Source organism: Dysgonomonadaceae bacterium zrk40 (assembly GCA_016916535.1).
Classification (GTDB): domain Bacteria; phylum Bacteroidota; class Bacteroidia; order Bacteroidales; family Dysgonomonadaceae; genus Proteiniphilum.
Genome location: CP070276.1, coordinates 524,551 through 537,825 on the forward strand (window position 1 = coordinate 524,551; position 13,275 = coordinate 537,825).

Below are 13,275 nucleotides of genomic sequence, written 5' to 3' on the forward strand. Positions count from 1 at the left end.
AAAGAGCACAAACTGCTGAATCGTCACACAATGGATAAAGAGATGAAAAGGGATCGGATCATCGAGCTGCTCAACAAATATTGGAACTGCGAGACCAACCTGGCTGAGGAGCAGGAACTGCGCCGCCTCTTTGCGGAAGAGGAGCTGCCGGAGGAGCTGCAGCGCTACGCTCCCCTGTTCAGCTACATCGAAGAGGAGCAAGCCCCACGGTTAAGCGCCAATTTCGAGCAGAGGCTGCAGGAATCGCTCCGCAAAGCAGATACTGCGGTCATTCCACAGCATATGCCTCGCCGCACAAGGCTGATGCGCATTGCCGCCTCCATCTTGTTACTGGTGGGCATGGGGGTCAGTCTCTATTTCATCACCCGCCAACAGAACAACCCTCAGTACGCTGAAAAAGGTGTCGAGGAAACAGAGGTGTTGGAGCAAGCCACCGATGCACTGGAGAAACTGGCCGACGCCCTCCGGTTGAGCGAAGAGGCCTCTCGCGAAACCCTTCGCCAGTTAAACGCAATGGAGATCGACTGGGAGATGATAGACTCGCTCAACAGCGAAACAGCAGCGGCAGACAGGGACCCCGATGTTGAGACGGAGGATGCCGGGGAGCTCTTCCCTTCCGGTGACACCATTCAGGAGGGAGTGACGTCAGGATACCCTGAATCGATTAACGAAGAAGAGAAGATATGAAGAAAACAATATTGATTGCCTGGCTCATTGCCCTGCCCACCCTGCTCTCTGCATCCGATTTCGTGACGCTCTTCATGGAACAGTGCGCCGAGGAGAAACGTCCCCTCAACAATGTCAACATTGGCGAAACCATGTTGGAGAAGATGGCTGAGAACGCCCTTGATGAGGAGCTGAAAGAGACCTTCAGCAAGCTCAACAGCATCCGTATCGTCAGCAGCGACAACAGGCGCGACTCGCGTCATTATTTCCGCAAGGCAGACGAGCTGATCAGGGATTCTTTTGCCGATTACCGTGAGGTGGTATCTGTCAACGAAGAGGAGTCACGCATCTCCGTATGGATGAAGGAGGTCAGTGAAAAGGAACAGGATCTGATTCTGCTCTCGCTCGATGAAGAGGGGTTATTCACAGTCATCAACGTCAACGGCGAGATCGACTTCAACTCAATATCCAGGCTTTCCGGCACACTGAAGAATGAACCGGAGCTGTTGAAACAAAATGAAACCGAATAAAGATGAGATAACTGCAAATAACTTTTTTCTTTTTTATATTTAAACGATAAATAGGCAGCCGAACGTGAGTTTAGCTGCCTATTGCCTTTGTATCCGGTTGATCTCCCGTCAGCCCTTATTATCCATGCGGCTGCGGAAGCGATGCGCCAGAAGGATGGTGTTCTTGAGGTATTCAAACTCCAGCTCGAAACACTCCGAGAAGAGGCCTGTTCCCATGTTGTCCTCAATCTGCGCCTCAGTCCACAGCTTCCCGCCGCTGAGACGAAGGCTGTTGAAGAGCTCCTCATCCTCTATATCTGAGACATAGAGGAAGATAAGCCGCTTGGTGCTCTCGTTCTCGAAGGTGTACTTCAGCAGGAACCGCAGGGGGACATGCTTGGTGCCGCACTCACTGCTGATGCTGTTGTGCACGCTCTCATCGATCTCATGGTCGTACTGCATGTACTTCTCGAAGGGATAATCAAGTAAGCCGGGATTAAGCAGTCGCGATTCATCCCGCTCCTTCAGGTAAATCGTCCCCTTGTATATCAGTGCCACCCGCACCACGGGATGCATGAAGCGATTCTTCAGATCCTTGGTGATCGACTTGGCTACCTTTCCTGTCACGTCGCCGCTCTCGTTCACCACCGGCAACCACTCCTCCTTGTGAAGTTTTTTTGTGAGCAGATGCAGCCGTGCGCTCTCCAGCAGTATCACCGCCAGCAGCACCCCCTGTGCGGTGAAGAGGATCCAGCGTTGGTGCAGCCCCTGCGGACCGGCAGCACCCAGCAGGAGCAGCAACATCACCACAAGGAGATGTATGGAGAGCCCGTATTGGGTCTGGAAAGCCACGCGCAGCGTCTCTTTCATGTAATTGCGCGTCAGTACGTTCTCCTTCTTTGCCGAACGTGAGACGATGCGGCTGCGCGAGAGGCGCGCGATGATGAGCGAGAGCAGGAAGATGATCTCCACGATCACGAAGCTGTTCACATGTGTCTGCAAGGTGAAGAAGAGGGAGAGGATGAAGGCGATGAAAAAGGTGATGAGCGATATCTGATAGATGAGCCCCACAGGCTTCTTCACCCAGAGAAATCCCGCGAGCGACAACAACAGGACAGCCCCCGTTGCCAGGGACATCTCCAGGATGCCGGCAAGGAACGAAAAGAGGAGCAACGGTATCAAACCGAACGCCGGATTCCTGCTTATTTTTTGTATGAAGGACAACTCTCCCATATTGATGTGTGGTACACCTTTCATTTATTCCCCTATCATAACAACAAAACCGGTTTTTTGTTTAGCGTAGAAACAACTGATGCCGCCCGGATCATCTCCGAACGGCATCAGCCTGAATCATACCGGGGGCCTCTCCTACCCGCTCAAAGCTCCTCGCTGAAGAAGCGGATCACCTTCTCATAAAGGTACTCCCGCGCGTTGCCTCCCACAATGGAGTGGTCGAAGTCGGGGAAGTAAAACATCTCAAAATGTTTGTTGGCACGGATCAGCGCGCGACTGTACTCAATGGAGTTTTGCAGGTGCACATTGTCGTCGGCGGTACCGTGCACCAGCAGCAGCTTCCCCTCCAGCTGCGGGGCCAGCGCCAGGGCCGATCCCTGCGCGTAGCCGTCATGGTTCTGCCCGGGGGTGCGCATGAAACGCTCGCTGTAAACGGTGTCGTAAAAGCGCCAGTCGGTCACCGGTGCAATGGCCACACCTGCCTTGAACACTCCGTTGCCGCGGCTCATGCTCATCAGCACGTTGTAGCCGCCGTAGCTCCAGCCCCAGATGCCGATGCGGCTGCCATCCACATAGGGCAGGTTCCCCAGGGAACGGGCTGCTGCCACCTGGTCGTCCGACTCCAGGATGCCCAGCTTCAGGTAAGTTCCCTTGCGGAAAGCCTCCCCGCGCGCGGCGGTGCCGCGCCCGTCCACCGCGGCCACCAGGATCCCCTCGCGGAGGAGGGCGTGGTACCAGGAGACGTTGTACTTGTCCTGCACCTCCTGTGAGTTGGGGCCGCTGTACTGCACCATCACAACAGGGTACTGTTTCGCCGGGTTGAAGTCCGCCGGCTTCAGGATCCAGCCGTTGAGCTGTGTGGTCCCATCCGCCGCCGGCAGGGTGATGAACTCACGCTGCGGAATGTTGACAGAAGCAAGGGTGCTGCGCAGGGCACCATTCTCTTCCAGCAGGCGCAGCTGCTTCCCGGTGCCGTCGTGCAGCGTGATCACCGTGGGTGTGCTGGCATCGCTGTGCCGCAGCACGAAGTAGCGACCATTCTTACTGAAGGAGGCGGTGTTGAATCCCGGCTGCGGGGAGAGCTTCTGCGGCTCCCCCTTGTTGATGTTGAGGCGGTAGATGTTGCGACGCAGGGGACTCTCGTCCGCCGCCTGATACCAGACGGTCTGTGAGGCCTCATCCACGGCCAGCAGGTCGGTCACGTCGTAGCTTCCCCGCGTGAGCTGCTTCTGCAGGGTACCGCTCAGCCCGTAGAGATAGATGTGGCTGTAGCCGTCCCGCTCCGAGACCCAAGTGAACGTGTCGCCCATGAAGCGGATGGAGCTGAGCCACTCCGAGTCGACATAGCTGTCGCTCTCCTCGCGGAGGATCAGCTTGGCGACCGTAGAGCGGGGGTTCACGAAGTACATGTCGAACCGGTTCTGGTTCCTGTTGAGGGTCATCACCGCCAGCTGTTCCTCGCTGGGCGTAAAGGCAATGCGGGGGATATAGCCATCCGCGTCGAGCGGCACCTCCATGGTGCGGGTGGTGCGGGCGGCGATGTCGAACACGCGGCACTCCACCGTGGCGTTGGCCTCACCCGGCTTGGGGTACTTGAAGCGGCGGAAGCCGGGGTAGAGCTCCTCGTTGTAGGTCTGGAAGGAGAACTCCTTCACGGCGGTCTCGTCGGTACGCACGAAGGCGAGCAGCTTGCTGTCGGGCGAGAACTCCATCAGCCGCGTCACGGCGAACTCCTCCTCGTATACCCAGTCGGTGGCACCGTTGATCACGCTGTTGAGCGCTCCGTCGTCGGTCACCTGCGACTCGGTGTCGAAGTCGAACTTGGTGAGGAAGATGTTGTTCTCCACCACGTAGGCCACCATCCTGCTGTCGGGCGAGAAGACCGGCACCATCTGCTTTGCCGGCTGATCGCTCAGCCGCCGCACCATGTTGCGCCGCACGTCGTGGTAGTAGTAGTCCGCCCGGAACGAGTGGCGGAAGATCTGCTCCTTGTCACGGTATACCAGCACCCTGTTCTCGTCGGGACTCACCAGGAAGCCCTGGAACGTCTCGAAGGTGCAGTTGCGCGCCGTGCGGGTGTCGAACAGTGTGTCCACTGCCTCGCCGGAGGCGTAGGCAACCTTCACCACCGCCTTGCGCTCCCCGTCGGCCTTGTAGTAATGGTTCCCGTCGTGCGACGAGGTGAAGGTGGCCACGCCACGCTCACTGAACTTACCCCCCACAATATCCTGCAGGGTGTAATCCTGGGCCTGCGTCCTGCCATCCAGCGACTGGAACAAACACATTGCCGCTGCTGTCAGCAGGACAAAAAGAGATCTGCTTATCTTCATATTTTTATTATTTTCCTGAGTGACTCCTTTCAATAGCCGGGGCACCCCATCCGTCTGCCGGGAAGGCTCTCTGTTCCTTCTTTTACGAACATCCCCAATCCGTCATTTTCACGCAAAGTTAACAAAAACGGCTTTCCATATCGGCTTTTTTTTGTATTTTCGTCAAAATTTGAAAACGTTAGCACTGAATATCATTTCAACTGACAACTGATCACTATGCAACCAAACGAAGTAGAAAAGAAAGCAATGGAACTGCCCGGCAACGCGTACAGCGAGCTGCAGCCGGGAGAGGAGTACAAGCCGGTGCTGCCGGAAGACAAACCGGTACAAGAGGTCACCTCCTGGTCGGTGGGCATGGGACTGCTCATGGCGGTGATCTTCTCCGCCGCGGCCGCCTACTCGGGACTCAAAATCGGGCAGGTGTTCGAGGCAGCCATCCCCATCTCCATCATCGCCGTGGGGGCCTCCGCAGCCTTCCGCCGCAAGAATGCACTGGGACAGAATGTCATTATCCAGTCCATCGGCGCCTCCTCGGGCGTCATCGTGGCGGGTGCCATCTTCACCATCCCGGGGCTTTACATCCTGCAGGCCAAATACCCGGAGATACAGATCAACTTCTGGCAGATCTTCTTCTCCTCCCTCTTTGGCGGCTTCCTGGGGATCCTCTTCCTCATCCCCTTCCGCAAGTACTTCGTCAAGGATATGCACGGCAAGCTCCCCTTCCCCGAGGCAACCGCCACCACCGAGATCCTGATGACCGGTGAGAAGGGGGGCAACCAGGCCAGGCTGCTGATCACCAGCGGACTCATCGGCGGGCTGTTCGACTTCTGCTTCTCCGCCTTCCGTCTCTGGAGCGAGGAGATCACCACACGCATCATCCCCGCCGGGGCGGTGCTGGCCGACAAGTTCAAGATGGTGTTCAAGTTCAACGTCAGCGCCCTCATCTTCAGCTTCGGCTACCTCGTGGGACTCCGCTTCGCGGTGATCATCACCGTGGGGTCGCTGCTCTCCTGGCTGGTGCTGATCCCGCTGGTGAATGAGATCGGTGCGCTGGCAGCTGCCAATGGCGGCATGAACCCCTTCGCCGCCCTCTCGGCAGAGGAGATCTTCGCCACCTACGTGCGCCCCATCGGCATCGGCGCCATCGCCATGGCCGGCATCATCGGCATCATCAAGTCCTCCGGCGTCATCGGCAGCGCCTTCAAGCTGGCCGTCAGCAAGAAAGGGGTGGCCGGTGGTGTCAAGGAGCAAGGGAAACGGACGCAGCGCGACCTGGCAATGTCGTTCGTGATGCTCTTCCTCTTCCTCACGCTCATCGCCGTCTTCATCTTCCTCCTCTTCGGCGTGGAGATCACACTGGTGCAGGCCATCGTGGCACTGCTCACCGTCACCATCATCTCCTTCCTCTTCACCACCGTGGCGGCCAACGCCATCGCCATCGTCGGCTCCAACCCGGTGTCGGGCATGACGCTCATGACACTGATCCTCTCCTCCGTCATCCTGGTGGCTGTAGGCCTCGAGGGATGGCAGGGCATGGTGAGCGGTCTGATCATCGGTGGCATCGTCTGCACCGCCCTCTCCATGGCGGGCGGCTTCGTCACCGACCTCAAGATCGGGTACTGGATCGGCACCACACCCGCCAAACAGGAGTCCTGGAAGTTCCTCGGTACCCTGGTGTCGGCAGCCACCGTGGGAGCGGTCATCTTCATCCTGAACGAGGCCTACGGCTTCGTCGCGACCCCCGAGCACCCCAACCCGATGGTGGCCCCGCAGGCCAACGCCATGGCAGCCATCATCGAACCGCTCATGGCCGGCAGCGGTGTCAGCTGGATGCTCCTCGGCATCGGCGCCATCATCGCCATCCTGGTCAACTGGCTCGGCATCTCACCCCTCGCCTTCGCCCTCGGCATGTTCATCCCGCTGCCGCTCAACACACCCCTGGTGGTGGGGGGACTGCTCAACCACTGGATCAACAAGAGCAGCAAGGACAAGGCGCTCAACAACGCCCGTCACCAGCGCGCCATCCTCATCTCCTCCGGCTTCATCGCCGGGGCGGCGCTCTTCGGCGTACTGGGTGCCCTGATCATCTTCCTCACCGGCAACGGCGAAGTGCTCAACCTCAACCTGTGGGCAGACCCACACGGCACCGGTGCACAGGTAGTGGCCCTCTTTGCCTTCATCGGCCTCCTCGCCTACTTCGTCTGGGAAACCAAACGGGCGAAGAAAGAGGATTAGAACGGTAGAACGTTAGAACGTTGGTAAGTTAATACGTTAATATGAAAAAAAATATACTCCTTTTCACTACCCTTCTGCTGGCACTGGCCTGCACGAAGAAGAGCAGCAATTCGACCCAAAATGACGAGGGCGACCTGACGCAATATGTGAACCCCTTTATCGGGACTGCCTTCACGGGACATACCTTCCCGGGTGCCACCTACCCGCTGGGCATGATGCAACCGGGACCGGAGACGGGCAACTTCTCCTGGGAGTATTGCTCCGGTTACTTCTACGACGATGAGCGGATCAACGGCTTCTCGCAGAACCGACTCAACGGCACCGGCTGTGTCGACCTGGGGGACCTGCTCATGCAGCCCTTCGCCGGCGAGAAACGGGCCGACCTGAGCAGCCGCTTCGACAAGTCCACCGAGAAGGCCTCTCCCGGCTACTATGCCGTGGAGCTGCCCGAGAACGACGTGAAGGTGGAGATCACCACCACCCCGCACGTGGCGTTCCACCGCTACACCTTCGCGGAGGGGAAGCCGGCCAACGTGCTGGCCGACTTCCAGAGCGGACTGGTGTGGCAGAAGGAACGGCTCTACACCCATGTACTGGACAACGAGGTGACCATCGAGGGTGACCGCACCCTCACCGGCCACACCCGCCGCACCGAGTGGGTGGAACGCACATACTACTTCGTCATCGAGTTCGACAAGCCGATCCTCACCTCCGAGAAGCTCGACCCGCAGGACCCGCGCGAGAAGGCACCGCGTTACATCCTCACCTTCGACATGGGCGACGACACCACGCTCAACATGAAAATCGCCATGTCCACCACCGGCGTCGAGGGGGCCAAAGCCAACCTGGCTGCCGAGGTGAGCGGATGGGATTTCAATGCGGTACACCAACAGGCAAAGGATGAGTGGAACAGAATCCTCAGCCGCGTGCAGGTGGAAGGGACACACGATGAGAAGACCAACTTCTACACCTCGCTCTACCACCTCTACATCCAGCCCAACAACATCGCCGACGTGGACGGTCGCTACGTGGGACCGAACGAAGAGATCACCCAGTCGCCCACCGGCACCTACTACTCCACCCTCTCGCAGTGGGACACCTTCCGCGCTGCCTTCCCCATGTACACCATCCTCTCACCCGAGATCATCTCCGAACTTGTGAACGCGATGACCGACTACAGCGGACAACAGGGTCACCTCCCCATCTGGGCACTGATGGGCAAGGAGACCTTCACCATGATCGGCAACCACTCCATCCCGATGATTGTCGATGCCTTTCTCAAAGGGTTCACCGGCTTCGACGCGGAGAGGGTCTACGGCGAGATCAAAAAAACACTTACCGGGAGCACACACCACAAAACCAACTGGGATCTCTACGACAAACATGGCTACTACCCCTACGACCTGATTCCGCTGGAGTCGGTATCCCGCACGCTGGAGTGCAGCTTCGACGACTACTGCGCCGCGCTGATGGCCCAAAAGCTGGGGCATGAGGATGATTACGCATTTTTCATGAAACGCGCCGGGTACTACAAAAACCTGTTCGACAAGGAGAGCAACAGCATGCGGCCCAAAGATGCCAACGGCAATTGGCTCTCCCCGTTCGACCCCTATGAGCTGGCACATGCCGACTCCAGCGTGGGCGGCCACTACACCGAGGGGAACGCCCTGCAGTACACCTGGCACGTGATGCAGGATATCCCCGGCCTCATCGAACTGATGGGAGGGAAAGAAAAGACCGGTGAGCAACTCGACTACCTCTTCAACACCACGCAGGCCACCACCGGCAAGCTCTCCGACGTGACCGGCCTCATCGGGCAGTACGCCCACGGCAACGAACCGAGCCACCACGTGGCCTACCTCTACAACTGGCTCGACCGTCCCGAAGAGACACAACGACTGGTACGGCAGATCACCACCGACTTCTACAAGAACAAACCCGACGGGCTGATCGGCAACGACGACTGCGGGCAGATGTCCGCCTGGTACATGTTCTCCGCCATGGGCTTCTACCCTGTGAACCCGGTCAGCGGCGAGCTGGTGTTCGGTGCACCGCAGCTGCCCAAGGTCTCCATCACGGTGGGTGAAGGAAAGAGCTTCACCATGGAAGCGCTGAACCTCTCCGCGGAGAATATGTATGTCGATAAAATCGAGTGGAACGGGGCGCCCTACAAAAAGAATTTCATCACCTACGAACAGATTATGGACGGAGGCACCCTCCTGTTTCATATGACCGACACGCCAAAAGATCGGTAGGCTTGTAAAAAAACAGCAACTTTTGCAGGAGGAGAGAGATTGGATTCGGCAAGGACTGGACTGGTGCCCCTCCAAGCCCACTCCCAGCCCACTCCCAAGCCCCTCCAATAGAAATTGGAGGGGCAGAGGCCGAATCCTTTCCCATGTCTAGCCAAATTGGTAAACAGTTTTATCAGAAACAAAAATCTACATGGGCAATCCAGGTGCACATATCTCCAACACAGGACAGCTTTTTACAGAGCTGCCTCAGTCCGCTTATCGTTCGAAACCCTACAACCCCATCGAGCTGAGTGAATAAGCGTTAAACAAGTCAATATGAATAAAATAGAGTTAACAACAAGAGCTCAACCAGCGTTAAATCCACTTCATTTATTTCTTTGATATTTTGATGCTTAGACATTAATCTCCCGTTAAATTTCAGATGACCTCTTGTGGATTACATTTGGGAAGAATATATTTGTATCACAATATATGTGTGTATGTATTTATTATTTAAGTTTTGCAAGTCGTATGATTTCAACTAGAGCGTTCGTCTGACGATGTTTCGTGACCCATTATAGCTCTCGTTAGCTAAAAGAGAAGAACTCGCTTCGCTCGGACAACTCCTCTTTTTTAACGCTGACTTCGAGCCATGGGTCCCCACGAAACATCCAAATGCCTTCGCTTTAGTTGAATACATATTAAAATTAACATGCGAAACTTGAGCTTGTTACTATCAGATTGCGCAGAATAAAGGATAGGGAGGAGTAAAGATGTAATAAATTTGTTAGAATATATTTTTTGTATTATTTGCGTTGCCTCATTAGATCATAGATATTATTTAGAGTCTGCTGAATAATAGATATTTATTCTGAAAATCAGCAAATTAAACGATATAAAATATGCATAACTGTAAGAAATTGAGTATTTTTACTTCATAAACCTTGCATTTTATGATACGATACAAGAGCTCCAGACAGCTTTCAATATCCGAGTTCAAGATGCCCTTCGAGGCAAAACTGGATGAGAATAACCGATGGGTTGTTCTTTCAAAAATAGTACCCTGGGAAGAGTTTGCCCGGCTTTATTACAAGAACTTCAAGAGCAAGCGTGGTGCCCCCACCAAGGATGCCAGGCTTGTGCTGGGAGTGATCATCATCAAACACATCATGAAGACTGACGACCGTGGAGTGATCGAGATGATACAGGAGAATCCATACATGCAGTATTTTCTTGGACTCGAAACTTTCACTTATGAACAGGTAATGACGCCCTCGCTGCTGGTTTCCATCAGGAAGCGCATTGATCTGGATGTCTTTGAATCATTGACAGATGATTTGATAAGGAAGGGGTTGAAGCTGAAATATTTTTTTGTTATCCAGCATCTGCTGGAACAACAGGAGAGCATGTACAAGAAGAAGAGCCATCAAGTAGAAGATCGCATCGTGAGCATTCATCAGCCGCATGTTCGCCCCATCGTCCGTGGCAAAGCCAAGGCAAAAACAGAGTTCGGGGCGAAGATAAACATCAGCCTGTTGGAAGGAATCCGCTACACCGGGGAGCCACTGGAGCGAAAACCGGTAAAAGAGATCAAGAGCAGATGCCAGAAACGTAAAGAGCGACGAGAAGCGGCTGAACGCAATCAGGTTGAAGGGAAGTTTGGTCAGGGCAAGCGCGGATATGGTTTAAATGATATCCGCGCCAGACTCTCCTCGACGTCAAACAGTTGGATAGGGGCAATCATATTTGTGATGAACCTGATCCGGCACATGAGGGATATTCCCCTTCCTTATTTTGTCTCGTTACTATTGAAACTGATGAAAGTGAGAAATATAAACATTTATCCACTCGGGCCACAAATGAAATTGTGTGCCTGATTGGGATTTAATAAGCAGACCCTATTTAAAATTGAAATATTACATTAACTTTACCGAGTAGTAAGTAAGTTAATTTTTGATCTGATTTGATCAGATATTTAGTCTGTCATTTTTAATTTAAATCGAATTAGCATGAAAAATTTATGTAAGTTATTCATTGTTTTTTTTATTGCTCACTTTATCGCATGTAGCAATGATGAAGTTGATGAAAAGAGTTTCTTTACAGAAGACAGCACTGTCGCAAACGTGTTTAAAGTTTCAGAAGATGAAGCTAAGGAAACGTTAATGTCCTTTTTGGATCAATTTGATTCCAATTCTTCAAATGTGGTGCGAAGCACATCCAAAAGAACAATTAAGGATATTCAGGCTTACAATGTCAATCCAACTACAAGGTCTTCATCAGATTATGATTACGAAATACCTGATGATGTGGAGACATTATTCTACCTGATTAATTTTGATAATGATCAAGGATTCGGGATTGTGTCCGGCGATAAGCGGACTACGCCTGTCCTTGCTGTTGTCGATGAAGGTTCTTTGTCATTAGACACTCTTTCGAGAGTTAAGAATACTGGTTTTTTAATGTTTTTAGACCAAGCAGTAGAAATGCAAATGCAAGAAATAGTAATGATTGAAGACGATGGCGGCGGTGGCGGTAGCGGCGGTTCATCCAATTCTACTCCTACTGTCATTTTGGATCTTCCTATTAGATTGAAAACAAAATGGAGCCAGCATTCACCTTATAATAAGTTTGCTCCTAATGGCGTTAACGGGTGTGTGATGACAGCTGCTGCGCAGGCATTAAGTTTCTTTCAAACAGTAGGGTATGTTCAATGGCAAGACAATAATTCATACGGATCAAGTGTATTAAATTGGAGTCAAATTATTGCAGACTGTGAAGATCTTGATGGATGGTATAGTGGTTATAGTGGTTATGGAAAACTTATAGATTCACGTCATTTTCAATCTGCATTACAAGTTTCTCATTTGATGCGCTTTTTGGGTGTAGTCTTAAATGCTGATTACAAAAGTAATGGACAAACAGGTGCGGATACCGGAGATGCTGTAAAATATTTAAAAAATTGGTGCGACCTTTCATCATCAACTGTTTTATATAACTACGATGCTACTGGAGTTCGCAATGCACTCATACAAAATTCAAATTGTCTTATAATGGCAAGAAGCCATGCCAATAGGACGAATAGATTCTTAGGTATAATATATACATACGAAGACGGGCATGCCTGGATCATTGATGGATTAAGAAGAATACGGTATGGCAGTAGTAGTAGTAGTAGTATAACGGACTACGTGCATTGTAACTGGGGATGGGGCGGCATATGTGACGGATACTTTGTAAGCGGAAGCTTTAACACACAAGTAAACCCTAATTTTTTAGGTCCAAACGACGAAAATATGGGAACTGGAAATTATAATTTTAGATATAATAAGGAGTATGCTGTCCTTTCCAGATAACTTTTAAAAAATGAAACTATGAAATTTAGTAATAAATTTATTAATGGAATATTATTAGCCGGATTACTCCCTTTCTTGTTCGGATGTGACAAGAATGAATCCGTATTTGCGTACGCAAAAGGAATAGGAATTCAATATGTTGATAAGGAAGGGAATATTTTATATTTCGATAAGGATGGAAGTATCTCATATTTTGACAAAGCTGATTATTATTCGCAGAATTTGAACGAAGAAGACTTTTTAAAGACCTGCCCGATGGAGATTATATCATTTACGAACGAAAGTGGTATCCCTATAGAATATAAATTTAGTTATAAAGTAGGTCATTTGTTCGGATTTGGCATTATAGAAAATGAGGGACGGAAAAGAGAATACAGTTATATCGTTAAATATAAAATTCCGCCTATTAGCGGAGAGTCTATCGAAGAATTAAGGGTCACCCTCAAAGAGACCGAATACGGTATTCCGGACGGATGGTTTAACTGCCAATATAATGGTAAAAATATTCGCATTATTACGACAGAAGAACTTTTCCCAGATTATCATAATCCCCAACAAGTTATTGATGAAGAAGAACATACTCACAGATTGATAGAAATGCTGAATAACGGAGATTTGGTGGCGCATGAAGCAGATGGATCTATTCTTATAATAATACCTGTTGATATTGTACAGTAAAAACATTTGTAATGTAGTTAAGAGGGAGCATGAGTTT

9 protein-coding genes are annotated in these 13,275 nt (G+C 52.1%); 7 read left to right on the top strand and 2 right to left on the bottom strand.

The features are described 5' to 3' along the window. Positions 1-30 precede the first annotated feature (30 nt). Together JS578_02350 and JS578_02355 are read left to right on the top strand one after the other, a co-directional pair. Positions 31-687: a hypothetical protein gene (locus tag JS578_02350; GenBank protein ID QRX64122.1), complete on the top strand. Its 657-nt coding sequence runs from the start codon at positions 31-33 to the stop codon at positions 685-687. Next, positions 684-1,196, top strand: coding sequence for a DUF4252 domain-containing protein (locus JS578_02355; GenBank protein ID QRX64123.1), 513 nt, complete (start codon positions 684-686; stop codon positions 1,194-1,196). The genes JS578_02350 and JS578_02355 overlap by 4 nt, the downstream gene beginning before the upstream one ends. Before the next feature lie 108 nt (positions 1,197-1,304). Here the strand turns inward: JS578_02355 and JS578_02360 are convergent, their stop codons facing one another. Together JS578_02360 and JS578_02365 are read right to left on the bottom strand one after the other, a co-directional pair. After that, a complete protein-coding gene (locus tag JS578_02360) occupies positions 1,305-2,432 on the bottom strand; it encodes a hypothetical protein (GenBank protein QRX64124.1) in 1,128 nt (375 codons plus the stop codon). A 119-nt stretch (positions 2,433-2,551) separates the two neighbouring features. Continuing rightward, positions 2,552-4,732, bottom strand: a complete 2,181-nt coding sequence (locus JS578_02365; protein ID QRX64891.1) for a S9 family peptidase — start codon at positions 4,730-4,732, stop codon at positions 2,552-2,554. A gap of 222 nt (positions 4,733-4,954) precedes the next feature. On the opposite strand from JS578_02365, the gene JS578_02370 reads away from it, so the two are divergent. The 5 genes from JS578_02370 to JS578_02390 all read left to right on the top strand — a co-directional run bounded on the left by JS578_02370 (position 4,955) and on the right by JS578_02390 (position 13,238). Then, positions 4,955-6,973, top strand: coding sequence for an oligopeptide transporter, OPT family (locus JS578_02370; GenBank protein ID QRX64125.1), 2,019 nt, complete (start codon positions 4,955-4,957; stop codon positions 6,971-6,973). A 41-nt stretch (positions 6,974-7,014) separates the two neighbouring features. Beyond that, on the top strand, positions 7,015-9,228 hold the full coding sequence (locus tag JS578_02375) for a GH92 family glycosyl hydrolase (protein QRX64126.1): 2,214 nt from the start codon (positions 7,015-7,017) through the stop codon (positions 9,226-9,228). Between the two features lie 932 nt (positions 9,229-10,160). Further along, on the top strand, positions 10,161-11,084 hold the full coding sequence (locus JS578_02380; protein ID QRX64127.1) for a transposase: 924 nt from the start codon (positions 10,161-10,163) through the stop codon (positions 11,082-11,084). Positions 11,085-11,216: 132 nt separating this feature from the next. Continuing rightward, on the top strand, positions 11,217-12,560 hold the full coding sequence (locus tag JS578_02385) for a C10 family peptidase (protein QRX64128.1): 1,344 nt from the start codon (positions 11,217-11,219) through the stop codon (positions 12,558-12,560). An 18-nt stretch (positions 12,561-12,578) separates the two neighbouring features. Continuing rightward, a complete protein-coding gene (locus JS578_02390) occupies positions 12,579-13,238 on the top strand; it encodes a hypothetical protein (protein QRX64129.1) in 660 nt (219 codons plus the stop codon). Positions 13,239-13,275: the final 37 nt, after the last annotated feature.

What these genes read in the sequence shown, in the direction of transcription:
- JS578_02355 (QRX64123.1), top strand. Translation starts at nt 684, where the DNA reads ATGAAGAAAACAATATTGATTGCCTGGCTCATTGCCCTGCCCACCCTG.
- JS578_02375 (QRX64126.1), top strand. Translation starts at nt 7,015, where the DNA reads ATGAAAAAAAATATACTCCTTTTCACTACCCTTCTGCTGGCACTGGCC.
- JS578_02370 (QRX64125.1), top strand. Translation starts at nt 4,955, where the DNA reads ATGCAACCAAACGAAGTAGAAAAGAAAGCAATGGAACTGCCCGGCAAC.
- JS578_02385 (QRX64128.1), top strand. Translation starts at nt 11,217, where the DNA reads ATGAAAAATTTATGTAAGTTATTCATTGTTTTTTTTATTGCTCACTTT.
- JS578_02350 (QRX64122.1), top strand. Translation starts at nt 31, where the DNA reads ATGGATAAAGAGATGAAAAGGGATCGGATCATCGAGCTGCTCAACAAA.
- JS578_02390 (QRX64129.1), top strand. Translation starts at nt 12,579, where the DNA reads ATGAAATTTAGTAATAAATTTATTAATGGAATATTATTAGCCGGATTA.
- JS578_02380 (QRX64127.1), top strand. Translation starts at nt 10,161, where the DNA reads ATGATACGATACAAGAGCTCCAGACAGCTTTCAATATCCGAGTTCAAG.
- JS578_02360 (QRX64124.1), bottom strand. Translation starts at nt 2,432, where the DNA reads ATGAAAGGTGTACCACACATCAATATGGGAGAGTTGTCCTTCATACAA.